The following is a 22464-nucleotide window of genomic DNA, read 5'->3' as shown; positions in this document are numbered from 1 at the left end:
ATGCGTGCTTATCTTCTTGCTCTCGCCGGGCTGGCAGCAGGTGCCGTCTCCGCTGCCGATGGGCCGGCGGTCTTCAATTGCCGTGCACAGGTCATCTATGACTGCACGCGCGACTGCGAGCAGAACACCATGCCGGCGGATTTGCGGCTGGATTTCGCGACCAAGCAGGGAACCTTCTGCCGGGGCTCGGGCTGTGTCGAGGGATCGCTCGTCATGAGCGAAGCCAAGGGACAATGGGACGACGCGCCGTACCGGATCTTCAAGCTGCAGTTCAAGGACGCTGGCAATGAGCCCGTGTCCGGGGTCCTGCACGGCGGAGTCTTCCACGCGGATGGGCTCGGCTCGATGGCCGGGACCTGCGAGGCCGAAGGCGGATAACGCGCGAAGACCTGTTTTCGGCGCTTCACAAATAGTCACGGCCTGATCTTTCCCCGCTCACCGGCGCCTGACGCGACGGTGGGCTGAAACAGGATGCACTCATGCGATTTTCATCTTTCCTGCCCTGGCGGCGCGCCGGGGTTTCCGCCGTGCCCGAAACCAAGGCCTCGGGTGTGCTCACCCTGACGGCGGAGGGCCGGGCGCACTGGTCGAGCCGCGCCTATGCATCGCTTGCCCGCGAAGGGTTCATGCGGAACCCGGTGGCACATCGGGCGGTGCGCATGATTGCGGAAGCCGCCGGTTCGGTGCCCTGGCTCGCCTATGAGGGCGAGACCGAGCGGCCGGAGGATTTTCGGCTGGCCCTTCTCGCCCGGCCGAACGGGCGCATGGCGGGCATGGATTTTTTCGAGACGCTGTACGGGCATCTCCTGCTGTCCGGCAACGCTTTCGTCGAAGGCGTGCGGGTGGGGGAGGAGTTGCGGGAGCTGCATCTGCTGCGGCCCGACCGGGTGCGGATCATCGAGGGGCGGGATGGCTGGCCGGAGGCCTATGAATACCGCACCGGCAACCATGTGCGCCGGCATGGTGTCGGCGACGGGGTAGGCGAAGGGCAGGCGATCCTGCATCTGCGGCTGTTCCATCCGCTTGACGACCGGCTGGGCTTTGCGCCGCTCGAGGCCGCTTCGATGGCGCTCGACCTCTCCAATGCGGCGGCGATCTGGAACAAGGCGCTGCTCGACAATTCGGCGCGGCCTTCCGGCGCGCTGGTCTACCAGCCGAAGGAGGGCGGCAACCTGACGCCCGACCAGTATGACCGGCTGAAGGCGGAACTGGAGGAGGGCTATTCCGGCGCGGTGCGCGCCGGGCGGCCGATGCTGCTGGAAGGCGGGCTCGACTGGAAGGCGATGGGGCTGTCGCCCCGCGAAATGGATTTCGTCGAGGCGAAGAATGGTGCCGCGCGCGACATCGCGCTCGCCTTCGGTGTGCCGCCCATGCTGATCGGCATTCCGGGCGATGCGACCTATGCCAATTATCAGGAGGCCAACCGGGCCTTCTGGCGGCTGACCGTGCTGCCGCTGGTGACCCGCACGGCGGCGTCCTTCGCGACCTGGTTTTCGGAAGAGGGGCAAACGGCGCTGCGCCTGGTGCCCGATCTCGACCAGGTGAGCGGGCTCTCGACGGAACGATCCGAACTGTGGGCGCGGGTGGGGGCTGCGGCGTTTCTCAGCGACGACGAGAAGCGGCAGGCCGTCGGTTACTGATGGGCGCAGCCCGAGCCAGATGGCCGCGGACTGCTGGCCGTCATCATGACGGTTGCATCACCTATTTTTACCACTGGGGATGCGTCAAGCGCCGGGCTGCGAGATCGTCTGAAACGGCCGCGACTTCAGGCGGGATGGGTTAAAAAAGATCGAAAGAACAGCGCTCTATGAGGCCTCGCTGAATCATCTTGCCGATCTTCGGAATCGGTTGTGAAGAGGCCGATTCTGTTTTTGAGCAAAAGGGCGCAAGCGACTCTAAAGACTCGCGGATTGCCGCCGCCCGGCTCTGCACGAGGCGGCGGTTTTGCATGCCTGTGGCTGGGCATTCTGAATTTCCATAATAATCTGAAAGGCTTAACAATGGCTGACTTCGGAAACGATGGCGGGCTGTGGACGGCCCGTGTGCTCGGAGCGTCGGCAGGGGCCGCCGTCTCCCTCATCTATCTGCTGCCGAAAAGCCGCCGCGAGGCGGCCAGCCGGTTCTTTACCGGCCTTGCCTGCGGCCTCGTCTTCGGTGGCCCGGTGGGGCTGTGGATTGCGGTGCGGCTCGGCATCGCCGGCTATCTCGGGTCGGCCGAGGTGCTGCTGACCGGCTCGGCGGCGGCAAGCCTTTCGGCCTGGTGGGGGCTCGGCGTTCTGGCGCGGGTGGCGGAGCGGATGAGGCAATAGGCAGTAGCCAGTAGCCAGTAGGCAGTAGGGGCGGGGATGGCTTCCGCTCGCCGCCACTCGCCACACCCTACTGCCTACGGCTCATTGGCGACTGCCTATCCTCCCCTTTCACATCATCGGAGAGACCAATGATTACCGAAGACCTGCCGGTCTGGCGGACGAAGAAATATGCCGATCTGACGCTGTCGGGCGTTTCGGGCGACGGGGTGTTTTCCGGCTATGCCAGCCTGTTCGGCGAGGTGGACCTCGGCAAGGACGCAATCGCGCCCGGCGCCTTTGTCCGCTCGCTGCAAAAGCGGGGCGCCGCTGGCGTGCGCATGCTGTTCCAGCACGATCCGGCCGAGCCGATCGGTCGCTGGCGGGCGATCCGCGAGGATGCGCGCGGCCTCTATGTCGAGGGCGTGCTGTCGCCCGGCGTGACGAGGGCCCGCGAAGTGCTCAACCTCATGAAGTCAGGCGCGCTCGACGGGCTTTCCATCGGCTTCCAGACGGTGCGTTCGAAGACCGACCGGGCAAGCGGCGTGCGCCGCATCCTGGAGGCGGACCTGTGGGAAATCTCGATCGTCACCTTCCCCATGCTGCCCTCGGCGCGGGTGTCGAACGTGAAGAATGCGCGGTGGTTCCGCGACCGGGAAACGGAGCTCGTGCGCACCATGCGCCGGGCAGCCCGGATGATGAAACGCTAACGGAGACGACAAGCATGACGGAGATCCAGAAGACCGCGCCGGAAATCAAGGCCGTGCCGGAAACCATGACCGCTGCCTTCGACGACTTCATGGAGGCCTTCGAGGCCTTCAAGGAGACGAACGAGCGCCGGCTCGGCGAAATCGAGCAGAAGATGACCGCCGACGTGGTGACGCGCGACAAGGTGGACCGCATCAACCGCGCGATGGACGAACAGAAGCGGGTGCTCGACCAGCTGGCGCTGAAGAAGGCGCGCCCGGCACTCGGCGGCAGTGGCGACGGCAGTCTCGAGGTTGCCGAACACAAGGCGGCCTTCTCCGCCTATATGCGCCGCGGCGACGACGGGGCCCTGCGGGCGCTGGAGGGCAAGGCCATGTCGGTGGGCTCTGCGGCCGACGGCGGTTACCTCGTGCCGCCGGAAACCGACACGGAAATTGGCCGCCGACTGTCCGCCGCCTCGCCGATCCGCGCGCTTGCGACCGTGCGCCAGGTGTCCGGCACGGTGCTGAAGAAGCCGTTTGCGACGACCGGCATGGCGGCGGGCTGGGTGGCGGAAACCGCGGCACGCCCGCAGACCGGCAATGCGCAGCTTGCCGAACTCTCCTTCCCGACCATGGAACTCTACGCCATGCCGGCCGCGACCCCGGCTCTGCTCGACGATGCGGCGGTGGATGTGGAAAGCTGGATCGCCTCGGAGATCGACATCGTCTTCGGCGAGCAGGAGGGCACCGCGTTCGTCTCCGGCGACGGCATCAACAAGCCGAAGGGTTTTCTCAGCTATACCAACGTCGCCGAGGCGAGCTGGAGCTGGGGCAATATCGGCTACATCGCCACCGGTGCCGCCGGCGCCTTCAAGGCGAGCAACCCGTCCGACACGCTGTTCGACACGATCTATGCGCTGAAGGCCGGGCACCGGCAGAACGGCACCTTCGTGATGAACCGCAAGACGCAAGGGGCGATCCGCAAGTTCAAGGATGCCGACGGCAACTACCTGTGGCGCCCGCCGGCTTCAGCCGGCCAGCCGGCGTCGCTGCTCGGCTTTGCCATCGCCGAAGCCGAGGACATGCCGGACGTCGCCGCCGACAGCTTTTCGATCGCCTTCGGTGATTTCCGCTCCGGCTATCTCGTCGTCGACCGCACCGGCGTGCGCGTGCTGCGCGACCCGTATTCCGCAAAACCCTACGTGCTGTTCTACACGACCAAGCGCGTCGGCGGCGGGGTGCAGAACTTCGAGGCGATCAAGCTGGTGAAGTTCGCGGCGAGCTGAGGTTTCCTCACTTCAGGGGTTGGATCGTACGCAGCACGTTACCCTCCCCTTGAGGGGGAGGGTCGGAGCGAAGCTCCGGGGTGGGGTGACGCAGCCTCTCGATAAGTGACGATGGTGCGGATGGGATCACCCCCACCCGCCGCTCCGCGGCGACCTCCCCCCTCAAGGGGGAGGTAGGTGCTCGACTGCAAGGTCGAGGCTCTTTTTTGCGTTTTCACATTTCCCCTCGCACCGGCGGCCGCTCCCTGCCGCTGGTGCCGCGGGCGCGGTTTTCCTCCCGGCCGCGCCCGCATCCCTTTCTCCATCGGACAGGACGATCATGACCATCGCCGAACTGTTGCCGCCGCTGGCGGAGCCGATCACGCTTGCCGAGGCGAAGGCCCATTTGCGCCTCGAGACGGGCGACGAAGATGCGCTGCTGTCGGCGCTGATCCGCACGGCGCGCGACCATCTGGAAGGGCAGACGGGGCTTTGCCTGATCGTTCGTCCGTTGCGGCTCTATCTCGACGACTGGCCCGAGAACAAGGTGACTCAGATTGCCAGGGGGCCGGTGCAAACCATTGAAACGGTGACGGTTTACGATGCGCTGGGCGATCCCGTCGCGGCGGATGTGGCTGGATACCTGCTGGATGGCGCGGCGCGGCCGGCCCGGCTGATCCTGCCCGAGCGGCCGGCGACGATGCGGGCGCTCAACGGCATCGAGATCGATTTCACGGCCGGCTTCGGCGAGAGCGGCGCGGATGTGCCGGACACGCTGAAGCGCGCGCTGCTGCTGCATGTCGCGGCGATGTTCGAACTGCGGGGCGTGCTTTCTCTCGACGAGCAGCCGGGCGCGGTGCCGCAGGGCTACGACCGGCTGATCGCCCCCCATTGCATGCGGAGGCTCTGATGGCGCGGATCATCGATCCCGGCCGGCTTTCGGTGCGGCTTGTGCTGGAGCGGCCGGTCGACGTGCCGGACGGGCAGGGCGGCGTGACGCGGAGTTTTTCTGCGCTGGCGTCGCTGTGGGCGCGCATCGAGCCGGTCGTTGCCAAGGCGGACGAGGCGGCGGGCGCTGTGCCGGTGACGGTGACGCACCGCATCTGGCTGCGCTGGCGAGATGATCTCGTTGGCGGCATGCGGCTGCGCAAGGGGGCGCGACTTTTTGCAATCCGTGCGTTCCGCGATCCGGACGAGGCGGGGCGCTATGTGCTCTGCGACTGCGAGGAGATCAAGTCATGAGCGCGGCTTCCGCCCTGCAGAAGGCGATCTTTGCCCGGCTTTCGGGGGACGCAGCGTTGACGGCGCTTGTCGGCGTGAACGGCATCACGGACCGCCGGCTCTCCGAAGCGGCCGCGCCGCTGGTGGTGATCGCCGGCATCGACAGTCTGGATCATTCGACGGCGAGCGAGCCGGGCGAGGAACACACCGTCACGTTGGAGGCCTGGTCCGAGGCGGCGGGACACAGGCAGGTGCAGGCGATCGCCGCGGCGGTGCGGATGGCGCTGCACGATGCGGCGCTCACGCTTTCCGGCCATCACCTCGTGCTGCTCTTTCATAGCGATACCCAGCTCCGGCGCGACGGGAAGTCCCGTTTCCACCGGGCGGACATGCGGTTCCGGGCGGTGACGGAGCCGGACAGCTAACCTCAATCTCACGGAAAGGATTTCGCCATGGTGGCACAGAAGGGGCGTGACCTGCTGCTCAAGGTCGACAATGGAGCGAGTTTTACGACGGTTGCGGGGCTGCGATCGAAGCGGCTGTCGTTCAATGCCCAGCTCGTCGATGTGACGGACGGCGATTCGGCGGGGCGCTGGCGGGAATTGCTGGGCGGCGCCGGCGTGCAGCGCGCGGCGGTGAGCGGCACCGGGATTTTCAAGGACCAGACCTCGGATACACTGGTGCGCTCGCTGTTCTTCGCCGGAACGATCGTCGACTGGCAGCTCGTCATTCCGAATTTCGGCACGGTGTCCGGGCCGTTCCAGATTGCGGCCCTCGAATATTCCGGCGCCCATGATGGCGAGGTCGTGTTCGAGATCGCGCTGGAATCGGCCGGGCAGCTTGTCTTCGAGGCGCTGTGATGGGCGCGCGGGCGAACCGGCACCGCGGCGAGATCGAGGGCATCTTCGACGGCGAGCGCCGCGTGCTGTGCCTGACGCTCGGCGCGCTGGCCGAACTGGAGACGGCGTTCGCCGTCGACAGCCTGGCGGGGCTTGCCGAGCGGTTTTCCATCGGCCGGTTGAAGGCTGACGACCTGATCCGCATCATCGGCGCGGGGCTGCGCGGCGGCGGCAACCTGCTGACCGACGAGGACGTCGCCGGCATGGCGGTGGCCGACGGGCTGGCGGGTTTTGCGCGGATCGCCGCCGCTTTGCTTGAGGCGACGTTCGGCGCGGGCGGCGAGGCGGATGCGCAAAACCCTCCGCCGCCGCATCCGGCGTGAGCGGCGAAGCGCCGGCCTTCCCCTGGGAAGCGGCGCTTCATGCCGGCCTCTGCCGCATGCGGCTTCCTGCAAAGGATTTCTGGGCGCTGACGCCGCGCGAGCTCGGCTATGCGCTGGGTCTCATCCGGCCGTCTCCGGTGGCGCCGGGTCGCCAAGCCTTCGACGCGCTGATGCGCGCCTTTCCCGATGACACGTTTTCCGATGACAAGGAGTGAACCATGGCGGATGCAGGGGACAAACCTTTTTCCGGCACGCTGCAGGATGCCGAACAGCTTTCGACGATCCTCGACGATCTGGACCTGCGGTCGCGCTCCTTTGGTGCCGCGCTGACGAGTGCGCTCAAGGGCGCGGTGGTGGATGGCAAGGGACTGGATAGTGTGCTGCGCGGTCTTGCGCTGCGCATGAGCGATATTGCGCTTTCGGTCGGGCTGAAGCCGCTTCAGGGGCTTTTGACCTCCGGCATTTCCGGCTTGCTCGGCGGTGCCACATCCATGTTCTCCGGCGGTGCCGCTGGTGCCTCTGCTGGTGGCGGTCTGTCTGTCGGCATGGGTGGTCTTTCCCTGTTTGCCGGAAGTGGCGTCACGCCCTTCGCCAAGGGTGGCGTGGTCGCAGCACCGACCTATTTCGGCAGCGGCGGTGGCGTCGGATTGATGGGCGAGGCGGGGGCGGAGGCGATCCAGCCCTTGCAGCGCGGGCCGGACGACGCGCTCGGCGTGGCGGCGGCCGATGGTGGCAGCGGGCCGCGCATCGTCTTCAACGTGACGGCACAGGACGCCGCGAGTTTCCGCAAGTCCGAGGGCCAGATTGCAGCCATGCTGACCCGCGCTGTCGGGCGTGGCCAGCGCAGCTTGTGAGGACCGGACATGGCGGCAGGATTTCACGAGGTGCGGTTTCCGCTGCGCGTGGCGCTCGGCACCAGCGGCGGCCCGGTGCGGCGGACGGATATCGTCAGCCTTTCCAACGGACGGGAAAACCGCAACCGGCGCTGGCAGGATGCGCGGCGGCGCTATGACGCCGGTTCCGGCGTGCGCTCGGTCGAGGACCTTTATGCCGTGCTCGCCTTTTTCGAGGCGCGGGCGGGGCAGTTTTACGGGTTCCGCTTTCGCGATCCGGTGGATCACAAATCCTGTGCGCCGGGTGCCGCCATTGGTGTCGGCGATCAGATCATCGGTACCGGAAACGGGGTGACGGCGGTGTTCCAGCTGGTAAAACGCTATGCGGATGCGGGCGGCGAAACCGTGCGGGTGATCGAAAAGCCTTTGGCGGCGACGGTGGTCGTTTCCGTGGCGGGGAGCGCGGTGCCGCCAGCGGATTTCACGGTGGATCCGGTGCTTGGAACCGTGACCTTCAAGCCGGGCAAGATACCCGCCTCGGGCATCATCCGCGCCGGCTTCGAATTTGACGTGCCGGTGCGTTTCGACACGGACCGGATCGATATCGACCTGGCGCAATTCAACGCCGGCCGCATCCCCTCCATTCCGCTGGTGGAGATCAAGCCATGAGGACCATACCGGCCGGCTTGCAGGCCCATCTCGATGGCGGGGTGACGACGCTCTGCCACGCCTGGAAGGTGACGCGGCGCGATGGCGCGGTGATGGGTTTTACCGATCACGACCGCAATCTCTCCTTTGGCGGGATGGACTATCTGGCGGCGAGCGGTTTCGAGGGAAGCGAGGTCGAGGACAAGGGCGGGCTTTCCGCCGAGGGCGGCGATGTGTCCGGTGGTTTTTCCGCCGAGGCGATCCGCATGGAGGACCTTTCGGCCGGGCGTTACGACGGGGCGAAGGTCGAGGCCTATACGGTCAACTGGCAGGATCCATCGCAGTGGCTGCTGCTGCGCACCGCCGAACTTGGCGAGGTACGGCGCGAGGGCGGGCTTTTTCGCGCGGAACTGCGGCGTTTGACGCATGCGCTCGACCAGGTGCGCGGGCGCATCTACGGGCATCGCTGTGATGCGGTGCTGGGTGACAGCAGGTGCGGCGTGAACATCGCCTCGCCGGATTTTCGCGCGACGGCCATGGTGAGCGCGGTGCTGGACGACATGCATATCCGCGTCAGCGGGCTTTCTGCCTTTGCCGAGCGGTTTTTTCGTTATGGCGTACTGCTCTTCATGAGCGGCGCGGCAAATGGGCTGACTGTGGATATCGAGGACCAGCGCAAGGCGGGCGGCGCGGACGAGCTGACCTTCTGGCTGCCGGTGCCGGCCGGTGTTGCGGTTGGCGACACGATGCTGGTGACGGCGGGGTGCGACAAGCGGTTCTCGACCTGCCGGACGAAATTCGCCAACGGGCTGAGTTTCAAGGGCTTTCCGCATATGCCCGGCAGCGACTTCACCTATGGCTATGCCGATGGCGAGACCGCGCATGACGGGAGGCCGCTCTATGAGTGAAGTCTTTGCCGATCGCGTGGTTGCCGTCGCGCGTGGCTTCGTGGGCACGCCTTATCGCCATCAGGGCTCGTTGAAGGGCGTCGGCTGCGATTGTCTCGGGCTGATCCGTGGCGTGTGGTGGGAGCTTTACGGCGTCGAGCCCGAAGTGCCGACGCCCTATGCGATGGACTGGGCGGAGCGGGCAGGCGAGGAGCGGCTGCTCGATGCCGCGACGCGCCATTGCGGGGCGATGCTGCCGCCGTCCCAGCTGCGGCCGGGCGATCTCCTGATTTTCCGCTGGCGGGCGGGCGTGGCGGCCAAACATGCCGGCATCGCCGCACCCGAGGAACGCTTCATCCATGCATATGAGCAGGCGGCGGTCATCGAATCGCCGCTCGTGCCCTCCTGGCGCCGGCGTATCGCCGGCGTTTTCCGTTTTCCGGAGCCTTTCTGAGCCATGGCGACCCTTCTTTTCCAGGCGGCTGGCGCCGCGCTCGGCAGCGTCTTCGGCCCGTTCGGCGCCATTCTCGGGCGGGCGGCGGGCGCGCTGGCCGGCTCGATGGTCGACCGCGCGCTGATCAACGGCGGCACCACGATTTCCGGCGCGCGGCTGAACGACGGGCGCGTGCCGGGCGCGGAGGAGGGCACGGCGGTGAGCCGCGTCTACGGCACGGCGCGCGTCGGCGGCACGCTGATCTGGGCGACACGCTTCGAGGAGGAGGTGACGGTCGAGCGGGCCGGCGGCAAGGCGAGCGGGCCGCGGGTGGAGACGTTTCGGTATTTCGCGAACTTCGCGGTGGGCATTTGCGAGGGGCCGATCGCCGGCATTCGTCGGGTCTGGGCGGACGGCCGGGAACTTGACCTCACGTCGATCGAGATGCGTCTGCATCGCGGGACCGCCACGCAACTGCCCGATCCGCTGATCGAGGCGAAGCAGGGGGCGGGCAATGTGCCGGCCTATCGCGGGCTTGCCTACGCGGTCTTCGAACGCCTGCCGCTCGATACGTTCGGCAATCGCGTGCCCGTTATGCAGTTCGAGGTGTTGAAGCCGGTCGGCTCGCTGGAGGGCAAGGTGCGTGCGGTCACGCTCATTCCCGGCTCGAGCGAGCATGGCTACGACCCGCGACTGGTCACGGAAAAGCTCGGCGCCGGCAAGGGGCGCAACATCAACCGCAACACGCTGACCGCGGCGACCGACTGGGAGGCCTCGATCGACGAATTGCAGGCGCTGTGCCCGAACCTGGAGCGGGTGGGGCTGGTGGTCTCCTGGTTCGGTACGGACCTTCGCGCCGGTCACTGCCGGATCGTGCCGGGCGTCGAGATCGCGGCGCGCGAGGCCGAAAGCCGGCCGTGGCGCGTTTCCGGTCTGACTCGCGGCAGCGCCACGCTGGTCAGCCGGAGCGGTGGCGGGCCGGCCTATGGTGGCACGCCGTCCGATGCGAGCGTCGTCGCGGCGATCAAGGACCTGAAGGCGCGCGGCCTCAAGGTCTATCTCTATCCGTTCCTGATGATGGATGTGCCGGCGGACAATGCGCTTCCGGATCCCTATGGCGGAACCCGGCAGGCGCACTATCCCTGGCGCGGGCGCATCACCTGCCACCCGCCATCGACAAACGGCACCAGCGCGGCGCGCACGCAGGTCGAGGCCTTTGTCGGGAGCGCGGATGCGGGGGATTTTTCCATTTCCGGCGAGACGGTCAACGGGCCGGCGGGGGACGAAGGGTTTCGCCGGCTGATCCTGCACTATGCGCTGCTGGCGCAGGCGGCCGGCGGCGTCGACGGCTTTATCGTCGGATCGGAGCTGCGCGGTCTGACCTGGCTGCGCGACGGAGCGGGACAGTTTCCCTTCGTCGAGGCGCTGACGACGCTGGCGGCGGATGTCCGGGCGATCCTCGGGCCGACGACGAAGCTCACCTATGCGGCGGACTGGACGGAGTATTTCGGCTATCAGCCGGCGGGCAGCAGCGAGGTGCGCTTTCATCTCGATCCGCTCTGGGCCTCCCCGGCGATCGACGCGATCGGCATCGACAATTACATGCCGCTTTCCGACTGGCAGGACGGAGATACACTCAGCGGCAATCCGGATGGCTTCCGGCATTCGGAGGATGCCGCGGCGATGCGCGGCACGATTGCGCGAGGCGAGGGTTTTGACTGGTATTATGCCGACATGGCGGCGCGTCGTACGCGGATCCGCGCGCCGATCACCGACGGCATGGCGGGGAAACCCTGGGTCTTCCGCTACAAGGACCTGGAAAGCTGGTGGGGCAACCATCATTACGAGCGCGGTGTCGGCGGTGCGGAACTTCCGACGCATACCGCGTGGGTGCCGCGTTCCAAGCCGATCTGGTTCACCGAACTCGGCTGCCCGGCCATCGACAAGGGGCCGAACCAGCCGAATGTCTTCGTCGATCCCAAAAGTTCGGAGAACGCGCTGCCCTACCATTCTGGCGGCGCGCGCAACGACGCGGTGCAGCGGCGTTTTCTCGATGCACATCACGGCTGGTGGCAGGGAAGCGGGCCGGAAGAGGGCATGGTCGATGCCGACCATATCTTCCTGTGGACCTGGGATGCGCGGCCCTATCCGGCCTTTCCGGAGGACACCGCACTCTGGTCGGACGGTCTCAACTGGCAGCGCGGGCACTGGCTCAATGCGCGGCTCGGAGCCGGAACGACCGCGGATGTCATTTCCGCCATCCTGAAGGATCACGGATTTTCGGATTTCGACGTTTCGGGCGTCGCCGGCGATCTGCCGGGTTTCGTGCAGGCGGAGCAGACCTCGGCGCGCACCCTGATCGAGCCGCTGATGGAGGCCTTTCAGATCGATGCGCTGGAGGCGGATGGCAAGCTCGTCTTCCGTTCACGGCAGAGATCGGCATTGCCGCCGGTCGAGATCGACGTGCTTGCGGAGCGCCCGGACGAGGCCCTGTTCGAGGAGAGCCGCGGACATGCCAGCGACTTTGCCGGCGAGGCGATTCTCGACCATTTCGACGATGCGGGCGGCTATGTGCGTGTCGCGGCCCGCTCGCGCCGTATGGGCGGCGGCAATGACCGGGCGTTGCGGCTGGCACTTCCGGCGGTGCTGCATCCGGGGGCTGCTGCAACTAGCGTCGAAACGGCCCTGCGCGACCAGCGTGCGGGGCGGCAGCGATTGACGTTCCGCCTGCCGCCGACGGCGCTTGGGGTGACACCGGGTGACGTCGTGCGGCTGGCCGGTGGTCCCGAGGGGCGGTTCCTGATCACCGGCATCACCGACGGGCTGGTGCGCGAGGTGGAGGCGCGGGCGATTGCGGCGGGGGAAAATCCCGCACCGGTGCTGCCGGACGGCCGGCGCAATCTGGCACGCGGTGCCGGCGCGGCCGATGCCTTCTCGCCGGAAATCGCGTTGCTCGACCTGCCGATCTATGGGGCTGGCGATGCAGTGGATTTTGCCCGTATCGCCGCCTACGCGCGGCCGTGGCGCGCCATGATCGCCTCGAATTCGCTGACGAGCGAAGGGTTTCGCGCCCGCGTACGGCTCGAGCGGCCGGCACGCATCGGCTGGCTGGTCGAGCCGCTTGCCCCCGGCATTATCGGCCGATTCGATCCGGGCAGGACGGTCTTGCTCGACATGATGTCCGGCGGGCTCGCCTCGATATCGACGCTTGCGGTGCTGAACGGCACCAACCGTCTTGCTATCAAGGGCGGGAACGGGGCGTGGGAGATCGTCGGCTTTACCGGGGCGAGCGAGATTGCGCCGGAGCGCTGGCGGCTGACCGGCCTGTTGCGGGCGCTGAACGGTACGGACGACGCCATGATGGCCGGTCATGCGGCCGGGGCGCAGGTGGTTTTGCTCGACGATGCCGTCCGGCCGCTCGGTCTGGATGTGGAGGAGATGGGCCGGCTTTCCAACTGGATCGTCGAGCCTGTCGGGGCGGGGCAAGGAAAAGAGGGGCCGTTTGCCTTTGCCGGCGGCGAGCGGGCACTGACGCCGTTTTCGCCGGTGCATCTTCGCGGGAAACGCGGGACGGATGGCGCGGTGCGGTTTTCCTGGGTTCGGCGCGGCCGATTCGATTCGGACAATTGGGCGGCGGCCGATATCCCGCTCGATGAACCGTCGGAGGCCTATCGCCTTGACATCCTGGTGGGCGAGACGGTGCTGCGGAGCGTGAATACGACCGCGTCCGCCTTCACCTATTCCACGACATCGGAGCTTGCCGATTTCGGCGCGCCGCAGACGACGATCTCCATTCGTGTGCGCCAGCTTGGCCGGGCGGTGCCGTTCGGTCTGCCCGCGCGCGCGACGATCACCCTTTGAATGAGAGGAAAATCGATGAACGACGACCTGAAGGCCTGGTACCAGTCGCGCACCGTCTGGGGCGCGCTGATCGCGATTCTCGCCTCGCTTGCCAATGCGGCTGGTGTCGATGTGGCGGCGGGCGACGAGGGGGAGCTTGCCGATCTGATCGTCGCGGCCATCGGCACGATCGGCGGTATGCTGGCGCTCTACGGGCGGATTTTGGCACGCCAGAGGGTGGGGTAAACATGGACGGCCATTCATTTGCCATTCAGCGTGGATCGTTTATTGCTTGCATCAGAATGATCCGCACCTGAAAGTATGTTCATGGCCTCGCCACTTCTCATAACCGCACTTGCGGCCAGCCTGATCCTGCCGGGTCCCGTCGAGACGGGCACCAGCAGGAATGTCGTGCAGGTTGCAGGCGACTGCAGCAGCGCGGCGGCGCAGGTGGTGGCCGATACCGGTGGCGAACTGCTTTCGGCGCAGCCGAAAGGCGATACCTGCGTGGTGACCGTGCTGGTGCCCGGCAAGGGCAATGCCCGGCCGCGCAAGGTGACGGTACGCGTGCCGATGTAGCACTGCCGGGTCGTTTGCGGTGGGAAGAAAGAAGCAGAAAGAGGGCGAATGCGCATCCTGGTGGTCGAGGACGACGTCAATCTGAGCCGGCAGCTCAGCGAGGCCTTGAAGGAAGCGGGCTATGTGGTGGACCAGGCCTTCGATGGCGAGGAAGGCCACTATCTCGGCGATACCGAGCCCTATGACGCCATCATCCTGGACATCGGCCTGCCGGAGATGGACGGCATCACCGCGCTCGAAAAATGGCGCGCCGACGGCAAGACGATGCCGGTCCTCATTCTCACCGCTCGCGACCGCTGGAGCGACAAGGTGGCGGGCATCGATGCCGGCGCCGACGACTATGTGGCAAAACCTTTTCATGTCGAGGAAGTGCTCGCCCGCATCCGGGCGCTGATCCGCCGCGCCGCCGGCCATGCGAGCCCCGATATCGTGTGCGGGCCGGTGCGGCTCGATACCAAGGGATCGAAGGCGACCGTCAACGGCGAGACGCTGAAGCTCACCTCGCACGAATACCGGCTGCTGTCCTACCTGATGCACCATATGGGCGAGGTGGTATCGCGCACCGAGCTGGTCGAACACATGTACGATCAGGATTTCGATCGCGATTCCAACACGATCGAGGTGTTCGTCGGGCGTCTGCGCAAAAAGATCGGCGTCGACCTGATCGAGACCGTGCGTGGCCTCGGCTACCGGATGCAAGCCCCGGCCAATGGCAAATAACGCCAGACGTTCCCGCTCGCTTACCTTTCGCGTTCTTCTTCTCGCCTCGCTTTGGGCGGCGGTCGCTCTTATCGTGATCGCCGTGGTCATTTCGACGCTCTATCGCCAGAGCGCGGAGAAAAGTTTTCGCGACCTTTTGCGCGCCCAGCTCTACAACGTCATCAATTCGGTTTCGACAGGCGAGGATACGCGGCTTTCCGGCGCGCCGCAGCTTGGCGACCTCCGCTTCTTCCAGCCGCAATCCGGCTGGTACTGGATCGTCGAGCCGATCGGCGGGGCGCTAGCGAGCGAGACGCTGACCTCGTCATCGCTCGGGACGGGCAGCATACCGATTGCCGACACGGATACCATTCCCTTCGACACGCGCTACGAACGATTCTACACGACCATCGATTCCTTCGGCAACGAGGTGGAGGTCGGCGAGACGGAAGTGGTGCTCGACGACGAGGGGCGCACGGCGCGCTTCCGGGTCGTGGGCAACCGCGACGTGCTGGAAGCGGATATCGATGATTTTTCCGGCAGCCTCTATCTCGCGCTTGCCGGTTTCGGTTTCGGCAGCCTGCTACTCAACGCGGCGGCGATCCTGATCGGTCTTCGGCCGCTCGACCGGGCGCGCAAGGCGCTGGAAAAGATCAGGGCCGGGGAGAGCGAGCAGCTCGATGGCGATTTTCCAAGGGAAATCCTGCCCTTGGCAAGCGAGGTGAATGCGCTGATCGACAGCAACCGGCGCATCGTCGAGCGGGCGCGAATGCAGGTCGGCAATCTCGCGCATTCGCTGAAGACGCCGATCGCGGTGCTGCTCAACGAATCGCGGGTGCTGGAAGCCCCGCATGGCGACCTGGTGCGCACGCAGGCGGAAGCGATGCAGAGCCAGGTGCAATCCTACCTCAACCGCGCCCGCATCGCCGCGCAGCGTGAATCCGTCCTCGCCCGCACCGAGGCGCAACAGGTGCTGGAGCGGCTGGTCCGCGTGATGCGCCGCCTCAACGCCGACACGCACTTTCCGCTTTCCGTCGATCCGCCCGGCCTGGTGCTGGCGATGGAGCAGCAGGATGTCGAGGAGACCGTCGGCAACCTTTTGGAAAATGCCGCGCGGTACGCCCGCACCAAGGTCGTCATTCGCGCCTTCGTCGCGCCGGTCGAGATTCGCGGCAGCGATGACGCGCGCAAAAGCTGGATCGTCATCGAGGTCGAGGATGACGGTCCGGGCCTTGAACCGGACCAGATCCGCGAGGCGATGAAGCGCGGCAAGCGGCTCGACGAAAGCAAGCCGGGCACCGGGCTCGGCTTGTCCATCGTCAGCGAGATCGCCTCGGAATACCAGGGAACCTTCGGGCTTTCCCGGGGTTCAGGCGGCGGCCTGCTGGCGCGGCTGGTTTTGCCGGCGGTCACAAAGGATGTTGCCTGAGGCGGCGGACAATGCAACAAGGGAGGGGCTCGCGAATATGAGGATCGCGGGATGGACGATTTGCCGGGCGGTTCGCCGCCCCATGCGTGAAGAGAGACGGTTCCACCGGATGAAGACGGGTTTGCGCGGCGCCTTTTTTCCCCTCCTTCTGGCAACAGCGACGGTATCGGGATGCACGACCACATCAGGCGGCAAGGAGCCGGTTGGTGGTGGCACCGTACCGGCTGGCGCGGGCGTCTATATCACCGCATTGCAGGGCGGGCTTGTCAGCCGCAACACGGCAGGCCAGCTCTCTAGAGCCGATATGCAGCGGGCACTGGAGGCCGAATATCGTGCGCTCGAAGCCGCACCGGGCGGCCAGCCGGTCGTCTGGCAGGGTAGCGGCATCAGCGGCTCGGTCGTTGCGGCGGCACCCTATCAGGTCGGTTCGCAGAACTGCCGGCAATACAGTCATACGCTGACCGTGGACGGTCGCGAGACGGCGACGCGGGGTGCTGCCTGCCGCAACGCGGACGGGGCCTGGGCGCCGCTGTCCTAGAGCCGATCGCTTCCTGGTGCATGATCGTTTGGCCGTTGCGGCGAAACGCCTCAATTTTGCGTCATTGTTCCGTTGGGAATTGGAAACGTCCCGACGTTCCAGTAATTGATTGTCATGCTTTTCTGGATTCTTGTCGCCATCCTGACGGCCGCCGTTGCCGCCGTCCTGCTTCTTCCTCTCCTGCGACGTCCCGTGGCGGCGGCGGGCGATGCCAGCCATGATGTCGAGGTCTATCGCGACCAGCTCGAGGAATTGAAGCGGGACGAGGCGACGGGCCTGATCGGCGCCAGCGAAGCGGAGCTTGCCCGCGCCGAAGTCGCGCGCCGGCTGATCGCCGCAAAGAAGGACGAGACAAAGGGCAAGGCGGACCCGGCGGAGCGTCGCAACCGCTTGGCGCAGGCTTTCGTCATCCTCCTCATGCCGGCTGTCGGCCTCTGTCTTTACTTGGCGACCGGCCGGCCGGATCTTCCGGCCCAGCCGCTCGCAGAGCGCCTTGCGAATCCCGGCAACGACATCAGCATCCTGATCGCCCGGGCGGAAAACCATCTCGCGCGCAACCCGGACGACGGGGCGGGTTGGGATCTCCTGGCGCCTATCTATTACCGCAGTGGCCGGATGGAGGATTCGGCGAACGCCTTTTCACAAGCGATCCGCCTGCTGGGGCCGAGCACGGAGCGCCTGGATGGCCATGCGGAAACGCTGATTGCGCTGTCGAGCGGCATTGTCACGGCCGAGGCGCGCAAGCAGCTCGAACAGTCGCTGACGCTCAAGGCCGACAATCCGCGCGCGAAATATTACCTGGCGCTGGCGCTGGAGCAGGACGGCAAGCGGGCGGAAGCACGCGCCGCCTTCGAGGTGATCGCCAGGGAAGCGCCGGCCGGTGCGCCCTGGCTGCCGCTCGTCAACCGGCACATTGCGACGCTCGCCGAAGGGCAGGGCAGCGAGACCGCAGGCCAGCTCGGCAACCCGACGGCGGACGATGTGGTGGCGGCCCAGGATATGTCGACGGGGGATCGCCAGCAGATGATCGCCGGCATGGTGGAAAGCCTGTCGGCGAAACTGCAGGACGACCCGAACAATTTCGAAGGATGGATGCGTATCATCCGTTCCTATGTTGTGCTGGATCAAAGGCCGAAGGCCGAGGCCGCGCTACAGACGGCGCTGAAGACCTTCCCGGCGGACAGCGAGAACGGCAAAGAGCTTCTGGCACTGGCCCGGGACCTATCGATTTCGGCTGAGGGCAGCGGACAATGACACGCAAACAAAAACGTCTGGCAGTGATCGGCGGCGGCGTCGCTTTCCTCGTGGCAGCGGTGCTGCTGGTCATGTTCGCCTTCAGCCAGTCGATCGCCTATTTCTATGTGCCGGGCGATATCGCCAAAGCCAATGTGCCGCCGGGCACGCGCATCCGCCTCGGCGGCCTTGTCGAAAACGGCACGCTCAAGCGCGGCGAAGGGTCGACGATCACCTTTACGGTGACGGATACGCTCGCGACGGTGCCAGTGACCTATACCGGCATTCTTCCGGACCTTTTCCGCGAAGGGCAGGGCGTCGTGGCGGAAGGGGCTTTCGGCACAGGCGGGCTGTTCGTTGCCGATACGGTGCTTGCCAAGCACGACGAGACCTACATGCCCAAGGACGTGGCAGACCGCCTGAAGGCGCAGGGCGTCGAACTCTCCGGCAAGGAAACGATCAAATGATCATCGAGCTTGGACACTATGCTCTGGTTCTCGCGCTTGCGACGGTGATTGTGCAATCGATCCTGCCGCTGGTCGGCACGATCCGCAACGACCGCTCGCTGATGGCGGTGGCGCCCGCGGCCGCCCTTGCCGGTTTCCTGCTGGTGCTTTTTTCCTTCTCGGTGCTGACCTTCGCCTATGTGGTCTCCGACTTTTCCGTCGCCAATGTCTGGGAGAATTCGCATTCGCTGAAGCCGATGATCTACAAGATCTCCGGCGTGTGGGGGAACCATGAGGGCTCGATGCTGCTCTGGCTCCTTATCCTGGTGTTCTTCAGTGCACTCGTCGCGACCTTCGGCGCCAATCTGCCGGAGCGGCTGCGCGCCAATGTGCTGGCGGTGCAGGGGCTCATCTCGACGGCCTTCGGGCTTTTCATCCTGCTGACCTCGAACCCGTTCCTGCGCCTTTCGCCCGCACCCGCCGAGGGCAAGGATCTCAACCCGGTGCTGCAGGATATCGGCCTCGCGATACATCCGCCGCTGCTTTATCTCGGTTATGTCGGCTTCTCCGTCTGTTTCTCCTTTGCCATCGCTGCCCTCATCGATGGGCGGATCGATGCGGCCTGGGCGCGCTGGGTGCGGCCGTGGGCGCTTGCTGCCTGGAGCTTCCTGACCGCCGGCATCGCCATGGGGTCCTACTGGGCCTATTACGAACTCGGTTGGGGCGGCTGGTGGTTCTGGGATCCGGTGGAGAACGCCTCCTTCATTCCCTGGCTTGCCGGTACGGCGCTCCTGCATTCCGCGCTCGTCATGGAAAAGCGCGAGGCGCTGAAGATCTGGACGGTGCTGCTGGCGATCCTCACCTTTTCCATGTCGCTGCTCGGCACGTTCCTCGTGCGCTCCGGCGTGCTCACTTCGGTGCATGCCTTCGCCACCGATCCGACGCGCGGTGTTTTCATCCTCGCCATTCTCGTCATCTTCATCGGCGGCGCGCTGTCGCTCTTCGCCTTCCGGGCGGCGACGCTGAAGGCCGGCGGCCTGTTCGCGCCGATCTCGCGTGAAGGTGCGCTCGTTCTCAACAATCTGATCCTCACCACGGCGGCCGCGACGGTGCTGACCGGCACGCTCTATCCGCTGGTGCTGGAAGCGCTGACCGGCGAGAAGATTTCCGTCGGTCCTCCCTTCTTCAACCTGACCTTCGGTCTTCTGATGCTGCCGCTGCTGCTTGCGGTGCCGTTCGGGCCGCTGCTTGCCTGGAAGCGCGGCGACGTGTTCGCCGCCGGACAGCGGCTGTTTGCGGCGGTCGGCGTTGCTCTCGTCGCGGCGGCGGCGGTCATCTATGCGCAGAGCGGCGGGCCGGTGCTCGCCTATTTCGGTATCGCCATCGGCTTTTACATGATCGCCGGATCGATCACCGACCTGTCGCTACGCGCGGGCATCGGCAAAGTGGCGGGCAATGTCGCCTTCCGCCGTTTCATCGGCCTGCCGGGCTCGGCTTTCGGCACGGCGCTGGCGCATATCGGCGTCGGCGTGACCGTCATCGGCGTCATTGCGGTGACGGCCTTCGAGACCGAGCATGTGGTGGAAATGAAGCCCGGCATGCAGGTGGAGGCGGGCGGGTATACGCTCACCTTCGATGGCATGCGCCGCGGGCAGGGGCCGAACTATTCGGAGGAGTCGGGCCACTTCACGGTGGCGCGTGGCGGGGTGACGGTGACGGACATCTGGTCGTCCAAGCGGATGTATACCGCGCGCCGCATGCCGACGACCGAGGCCGGCATTCGCACCTTCGGTTTCAGCCAGCTCTATGTCTCGCTCGGTGACGCGATGGCCGACGGCGGCATCGTCGTGCGCGTCTGGTGGAAGCCGATGATCCTCTGTATCTGGATCGGCGCGTTGATCATGATGGCGGGCGGCGTGGTTTCTCTCTTCGACCGGCGCCTGCGCGTCGGGGCGCCGCAGAAGGCGCGCAAGGTGAAGCCTGTGCTGGAGGCGGCCGAATGATGCGCCGCCTCATTCTGGCTTTTGCCTTTGTGCTGACGGCCTTTCCTGCGCTGGCCGTCAATCCGGATGAGGTGTTGGCCGATCCCGCGCTGGAGGCGCGCGCGCGGACACTCTCTTCCCAGCTTCGCTGCATGGTCTGCCAGAACCAGTCGATCGACGATTCGAATGCCGAACTGGCGCGTGACCTGCGTCTTCTCGTGCGTGAGCGCTTGAAGAATGGCGACAGCGACGAGGCGGTGATCGCCTATGTCGTCTCGCGTTACGGGGAATTCGTGCTGCTCAATCCGCGCCTGCGTGGTGAAACGCTGCTGTTGTGGGGTGCGCCGATCGTGCTGTTCCTGGCCGGTGCCACGGCCATGGTGCTCTTCGTGCGCAGGCGTGGTGGAAAACCGACGGGAACGCCACTCTCCGAGGCTGAAAAGGCCGAATTGGAGCGCGTGCTGACGCGCGAATAGACCCGCTTCCCCCGAAATTTTCCAACATTACGAAAAATTCATGCGGCGGATAGTGCGCCGTAATGTGTGCAGGCCTATCTCTTCTTCCATCGGCTGCCGAGCGCAGCCATGAATGAGAGAAAAGGTGCAAAGAATGTCCAAGATTTCCGCATTCCGTCCGGGCCTCAAGACCGTACTGAAGACGACGACCGTCGCCGGACTTGCGGCCGTTATGCTGGCGACCGGCATTCCCGCCCGCGTCAGCGAAAGTTTTGCCGAAGCCGTCTCCGTCCAGGCGCCGCAGGTTGCGAGCTTCGCCGACGTTGTCTCGGCCGTTTCCCCGGCCGTCGTTTCCGTCCGTGTCCAGTCCGATATCAAGCCGGCCAGTGACGAGAGCAATTTCTCCTTCAACTTCGGCGGCCGTAGTCTTGATGAGCTTCCCGATGATCATCCGCTGAAGCGTTTCTTCCGTGAATTCGGCGGTCCCGATCAGTTCCGTGGCGACCGCGATCGCGGCCGTCAGTTTGGCGACCGTCGTGGCCCCGACCGCAAGCCGCATCTGCGCCCGACCTCGCAGGGCTCCGGCTTCTTCATCTCGGAAGACGGCTATATCGTCACCAACAATCACGTCGTCAACGATGGCTCGGCCTTCACGGTCGTCATGAATGACGGCACCGAACTCAACGCCACGCTCGTCGGCAAGGACAGCCGCACGGACCTCGCGGTGCTGAAGGTCGAGGAAAAGGACAAGCGCAAGTTCACCTATGTGAACTTCGCCGATGACAGCCAGATCCGCGTCGGTGACTGGGTGGTCGCTGTCGGCAACCCGTTCGGTCTTGGCGGCACGGTGACGGCCGGCATCATCTCGGCCCGCGGCCGCGACATCGGCTCCGGTCCCTATGACGACTATCTCCAGGTGGATGCTGCCGTGAACCGCGGCAATTCCGGCGGCCCGACCTTCAACCTCAATGGCCAGGTCGTCGGCATCAACACCGCGATCTTCTCGCCGTCGGGCGGCAATGTCGGTATCGCGTTTGCAATCCCGGCCTCCGTCGCCAAGGGCGTCGTCGCCGACCTGATGAAGGACGGCAAGGTCGATCGCGGCTGGCTTGGCGTGCAGATTCAGCCGGTAAGCCGCGACATCGCCGACTCGCTTGGCCTTGCGGACGCCGCCGGTGCCCTCGTTGTTGAGCCGCAAGCCGACTCGCCCGGCGCCAAGGCCGGTATCAAGAAGGGTGACGTGATCACGGCGCTTGACGGCGAGCCGATCAAGGACCCGCGTGACCTCGCCCGCCGCGTTGCCGACATCGCGCCCGGCAAGAAGGTCGACCTGTCGGTCTGGCGTGATGGCAAGTCTCAGACCGTCCCGGTCGAAATCGGTACGCTTGCCGGCGAGCAGATCCAGGCTGCGACGGGTGCCGATGAAGCCGAACCGGAAGCCCCGGCCAGCGAGCAGGCGCTCGCCGATCTCGGCATCTCGGTCACGCCCGGCGACGAAGGCTTGACGGTCTCCTCGGTCGACCCGGACTCCGACGCCAGCGACCGTGGTCTCAAGGAAGGCGATCGCATCACATCGGTCAACAACCAGGCTGTGAAGTCTGCCGACGACGTGGTGAAGGTCATCAACAACGCCCGTAAGGACGGCCGCTCCAAGGCGCTGTTCCAGATCGAGACCAATGACGGCAGCCGCTTCCTGGCGCTGCCGATCGACCAGGGCTGATCGGCTCCGGCATTCCCTGCCCACGGCGCCGCGAGATCGCAAGGTTTCGCGGCGCTGCCA

At 65.8% G+C, this 22464-nt stretch carries 26 protein-coding genes; all 26 read left to right on the top strand.

The features are described 5' to 3' along the window. The 26 genes from GR138_RS18090 to GR138_RS17965 all read left to right on the top strand — a co-directional run bounded on the left by GR138_RS18090 (position 1) and on the right by GR138_RS17965 (position 22404). A complete protein-coding gene (locus tag GR138_RS18090; protein WP_160860646.1) occupies positions 1-378 on the top strand; it encodes a hypothetical protein in 378 nt (125 codons plus the stop codon). Positions 379-479: 101 nt separating this feature from the next. Continuing rightward, positions 480-1640, top strand: a complete 1161-nt coding sequence (locus GR138_RS18085; protein WP_160860645.1) for a phage portal protein — start codon at positions 480-482, stop codon at positions 1638-1640. Between the two features lie 360 nt (positions 1641-2000). Further along, entirely contained in the window at positions 2001-2309 is a 309-nt protein-coding gene (locus GR138_RS18080) for a DUF6107 family protein (RefSeq protein ID WP_160860644.1), read from the top strand. Positions 2310-2437: 128 nt separating this feature from the next. After that, entirely contained in the window at positions 2438-2995 is a 558-nt protein-coding gene (locus tag GR138_RS18075) for an HK97 family phage prohead protease (RefSeq protein ID WP_160860643.1), read from the top strand. A gap of 14 nt (positions 2996-3009) precedes the next feature. Continuing rightward, positions 3010-4260, top strand: coding sequence for a phage major capsid protein (locus GR138_RS18070; protein ID WP_160860642.1), 1251 nt, complete (start codon positions 3010-3012; stop codon positions 4258-4260). Between the two features lie 319 nt (positions 4261-4579). Continuing rightward, complete coding sequence (locus tag GR138_RS18065; protein ID WP_160860641.1) at positions 4580-5149, top strand: head-tail connector protein; 570 nt, start codon at positions 4580-4582, stop codon at positions 5147-5149. Beyond that, positions 5149-5481 carry a phage head closure protein gene (locus tag GR138_RS18060; RefSeq protein WP_160860640.1) on the top strand — a complete coding sequence of 111 codons (333 nt, stop codon included), beginning with the start codon at positions 5149-5151 and terminating at the stop codon, positions 5479-5481. Before GR138_RS18065 ends, GR138_RS18060 begins: the two co-directional genes overlap by 1 nt. Then, a complete protein-coding gene (locus GR138_RS18055) occupies positions 5478-5885 on the top strand; it encodes a DUF3168 domain-containing protein (protein WP_160860639.1) in 408 nt (135 codons plus the stop codon). The genes GR138_RS18060 and GR138_RS18055 overlap by 4 nt, the downstream gene beginning before the upstream one ends. 27 nt (positions 5886-5912) lie before the next feature. Further along, positions 5913-6320: a phage major tail protein, TP901-1 family gene (locus tag GR138_RS18050; RefSeq protein ID WP_160860638.1), complete on the top strand. Its 408-nt coding sequence runs from the start codon at positions 5913-5915 to the stop codon at positions 6318-6320. Further along, positions 6320-6682, top strand: a complete 363-nt coding sequence (locus GR138_RS18045) for a gene transfer agent family protein (RefSeq protein WP_160860637.1) — start codon at positions 6320-6322, stop codon at positions 6680-6682. The genes GR138_RS18050 and GR138_RS18045 overlap by 1 nt, the downstream gene beginning before the upstream one ends. After that, positions 6679-6897, top strand: coding sequence for a rcc01693 family protein (locus tag GR138_RS18040; protein ID WP_160860636.1), 219 nt, complete (start codon positions 6679-6681; stop codon positions 6895-6897). The genes GR138_RS18045 and GR138_RS18040 overlap by 4 nt, the downstream gene beginning before the upstream one ends. 3 nt (positions 6898-6900) lie before the next feature. Beyond that, positions 6901-7536: a phage tail tape measure protein gene (locus tag GR138_RS18035; protein ID WP_160860635.1), complete on the top strand. Its 636-nt coding sequence runs from the start codon at positions 6901-6903 to the stop codon at positions 7534-7536. 9 nt (positions 7537-7545) lie between these two features. After that, a complete protein-coding gene (locus GR138_RS18030) occupies positions 7546-8184 on the top strand; it encodes a DUF2460 domain-containing protein (protein WP_160860634.1) in 639 nt (212 codons plus the stop codon). After that, a complete protein-coding gene (locus GR138_RS18025) occupies positions 8181-9071 on the top strand; it encodes a DUF2163 domain-containing protein (RefSeq protein ID WP_160860633.1) in 891 nt (296 codons plus the stop codon). The genes GR138_RS18030 and GR138_RS18025 overlap by 4 nt, the downstream gene beginning before the upstream one ends. Further along, positions 9064-9504, top strand: coding sequence for an NlpC/P60 family protein (locus GR138_RS18020; protein ID WP_160860632.1), 441 nt, complete (start codon positions 9064-9066; stop codon positions 9502-9504). The genes GR138_RS18025 and GR138_RS18020 overlap by 8 nt, the downstream gene beginning before the upstream one ends. Before the next feature lie 3 nt (positions 9505-9507). Then, complete coding sequence (locus GR138_RS18015) at positions 9508-13344, top strand: baseplate multidomain protein megatron (RefSeq protein WP_160860631.1); 3837 nt, start codon at positions 9508-9510, stop codon at positions 13342-13344. 15 nt (positions 13345-13359) lie between these two features. Then, the gene (locus GR138_RS18010) at positions 13360-13569 is read left to right on the top strand and encodes a hypothetical protein (RefSeq protein WP_160860630.1); all 210 of its coding nucleotides are present in this window, start codon (positions 13360-13362) and stop codon (positions 13567-13569) included. An 81-nt stretch (positions 13570-13650) separates the two neighbouring features. Continuing rightward, positions 13651-13902, top strand: a complete 252-nt coding sequence (locus GR138_RS18005) for a hypothetical protein (RefSeq protein ID WP_160860629.1) — start codon at positions 13651-13653, stop codon at positions 13900-13902. A 48-nt stretch (positions 13903-13950) separates the two neighbouring features. After that, on the top strand, positions 13951-14622 hold the full coding sequence (locus GR138_RS18000) for a response regulator transcription factor (RefSeq protein WP_160860628.1): 672 nt from the start codon (positions 13951-13953) through the stop codon (positions 14620-14622). Next, positions 14612-16030: an ATP-binding protein gene (locus tag GR138_RS17995; protein WP_160860627.1), complete on the top strand. Its 1419-nt coding sequence runs from the start codon at positions 14612-14614 to the stop codon at positions 16028-16030. The genes GR138_RS18000 and GR138_RS17995 overlap by 11 nt, the downstream gene beginning before the upstream one ends. 109 nt (positions 16031-16139) lie before the next feature. Continuing rightward, positions 16140-16568, top strand: a complete 429-nt coding sequence (locus tag GR138_RS17990) for a hypothetical protein (RefSeq protein WP_160860626.1) — start codon at positions 16140-16142, stop codon at positions 16566-16568. A 114-nt stretch (positions 16569-16682) separates the two neighbouring features. Continuing rightward, positions 16683-17822 (top strand): c-type cytochrome biogenesis protein CcmI, encoded by a 1140-nt coding sequence (gene ccmI, locus GR138_RS17985; RefSeq protein ID WP_160860625.1) that lies wholly within the window; start codon positions 16683-16685, stop codon positions 17820-17822. Continuing rightward, positions 17819-18268 (top strand): cytochrome c maturation protein CcmE, encoded by a 450-nt coding sequence (gene ccmE, locus GR138_RS17980; protein ID WP_160860624.1) that lies wholly within the window; start codon positions 17819-17821, stop codon positions 18266-18268. Before ccmI ends, ccmE begins: the two co-directional genes overlap by 4 nt. Then, complete coding sequence (locus GR138_RS17975) at positions 18265-20250, top strand: heme lyase CcmF/NrfE family subunit (RefSeq protein ID WP_160860623.1); 1986 nt, start codon at positions 18265-18267, stop codon at positions 20248-20250. Before ccmE ends, GR138_RS17975 begins: the two co-directional genes overlap by 4 nt. After that, the gene (locus GR138_RS17970) at positions 20247-20705 is read left to right on the top strand and encodes a cytochrome c-type biogenesis protein (RefSeq protein WP_160860622.1); all 459 of its coding nucleotides are present in this window, start codon (positions 20247-20249) and stop codon (positions 20703-20705) included. Before GR138_RS17975 ends, GR138_RS17970 begins: the two co-directional genes overlap by 4 nt. 133 nt (positions 20706-20838) lie before the next feature. Then, positions 20839-22404: a Do family serine endopeptidase gene (locus GR138_RS17965; RefSeq protein ID WP_160860621.1), complete on the top strand. Its 1566-nt coding sequence runs from the start codon at positions 20839-20841 to the stop codon at positions 22402-22404. Positions 22405-22464 lie beyond the last annotated feature (60 nt).

This window comes from Shinella kummerowiae (assembly GCF_009827055.1).
In the GTDB taxonomy this organism is placed as follows: domain Bacteria; phylum Pseudomonadota; class Alphaproteobacteria; order Rhizobiales; family Rhizobiaceae; genus Shinella; species Shinella kummerowiae.
Note: the sequence above shows the minus strand (reverse complement) of the source record. Positions and strands in the feature narration are given on the sequence as shown.

Bases quoted from the DNA above. Each gene is read 5' to 3' on its own strand.
- GR138_RS18090 (WP_160860646.1), top strand. From the start codon at position 1: ATGCGTGCTTATCTTCTTGCTCTCGCCGGGCTGGCAGCAGGTGCCGTC.
- GR138_RS18085 (WP_160860645.1), top strand. From the start codon at position 480: ATGCGATTTTCATCTTTCCTGCCCTGGCGGCGCGCCGGGGTTTCCGCC.
- GR138_RS18080 (WP_160860644.1), top strand. From the start codon at position 2,001: ATGGCTGACTTCGGAAACGATGGCGGGCTGTGGACGGCCCGTGTGCTC.
- GR138_RS18075 (WP_160860643.1), top strand. From the start codon at position 2,438: ATGATTACCGAAGACCTGCCGGTCTGGCGGACGAAGAAATATGCCGAT.
- GR138_RS18070 (WP_160860642.1), top strand. From the start codon at position 3,010: ATGACGGAGATCCAGAAGACCGCGCCGGAAATCAAGGCCGTGCCGGAA.
- GR138_RS18065 (WP_160860641.1), top strand. From the start codon at position 4,580: ATGACCATCGCCGAACTGTTGCCGCCGCTGGCGGAGCCGATCACGCTT.
- GR138_RS18060 (WP_160860640.1), top strand. From the start codon at position 5,149: ATGGCGCGGATCATCGATCCCGGCCGGCTTTCGGTGCGGCTTGTGCTG.
- GR138_RS18055 (WP_160860639.1), top strand. From the start codon at position 5,478: ATGAGCGCGGCTTCCGCCCTGCAGAAGGCGATCTTTGCCCGGCTTTCG.
- GR138_RS18050 (WP_160860638.1), top strand. From the start codon at position 5,913: ATGGTGGCACAGAAGGGGCGTGACCTGCTGCTCAAGGTCGACAATGGA.
- GR138_RS18045 (WP_160860637.1), top strand. From the start codon at position 6,320: ATGGGCGCGCGGGCGAACCGGCACCGCGGCGAGATCGAGGGCATCTTC.
- GR138_RS18035 (WP_160860635.1), top strand. From the start codon at position 6,901: ATGGCGGATGCAGGGGACAAACCTTTTTCCGGCACGCTGCAGGATGCC.
- GR138_RS18030 (WP_160860634.1), top strand. From the start codon at position 7,546: ATGGCGGCAGGATTTCACGAGGTGCGGTTTCCGCTGCGCGTGGCGCTC.
- GR138_RS18025 (WP_160860633.1), top strand. From the start codon at position 8,181: ATGAGGACCATACCGGCCGGCTTGCAGGCCCATCTCGATGGCGGGGTG.
- GR138_RS18020 (WP_160860632.1), top strand. From the start codon at position 9,064: ATGAGTGAAGTCTTTGCCGATCGCGTGGTTGCCGTCGCGCGTGGCTTC.
- GR138_RS18015 (WP_160860631.1), top strand. From the start codon at position 9,508: ATGGCGACCCTTCTTTTCCAGGCGGCTGGCGCCGCGCTCGGCAGCGTC.
- GR138_RS18010 (WP_160860630.1), top strand. From the start codon at position 13,360: ATGAACGACGACCTGAAGGCCTGGTACCAGTCGCGCACCGTCTGGGGC.
- GR138_RS18005 (WP_160860629.1), top strand. From the start codon at position 13,651: ATGGCCTCGCCACTTCTCATAACCGCACTTGCGGCCAGCCTGATCCTG.
- GR138_RS18000 (WP_160860628.1), top strand. From the start codon at position 13,951: ATGCGCATCCTGGTGGTCGAGGACGACGTCAATCTGAGCCGGCAGCTC.
- GR138_RS17995 (WP_160860627.1), top strand. From the start codon at position 14,612: ATGGCAAATAACGCCAGACGTTCCCGCTCGCTTACCTTTCGCGTTCTT.
- GR138_RS17990 (WP_160860626.1), top strand. From the start codon at position 16,140: ATGAAGACGGGTTTGCGCGGCGCCTTTTTTCCCCTCCTTCTGGCAACA.
- ccmI (WP_160860625.1), top strand. From the start codon at position 16,683: ATGCTTTTCTGGATTCTTGTCGCCATCCTGACGGCCGCCGTTGCCGCC.
- ccmE (WP_160860624.1), top strand. From the start codon at position 17,819: ATGACACGCAAACAAAAACGTCTGGCAGTGATCGGCGGCGGCGTCGCT.
- GR138_RS17975 (WP_160860623.1), top strand. From the start codon at position 18,265: ATGATCATCGAGCTTGGACACTATGCTCTGGTTCTCGCGCTTGCGACG.
- GR138_RS17970 (WP_160860622.1), top strand. From the start codon at position 20,247: ATGATGCGCCGCCTCATTCTGGCTTTTGCCTTTGTGCTGACGGCCTTT.
- GR138_RS17965 (WP_160860621.1), top strand. From the start codon at position 20,839: ATGTCCAAGATTTCCGCATTCCGTCCGGGCCTCAAGACCGTACTGAAG.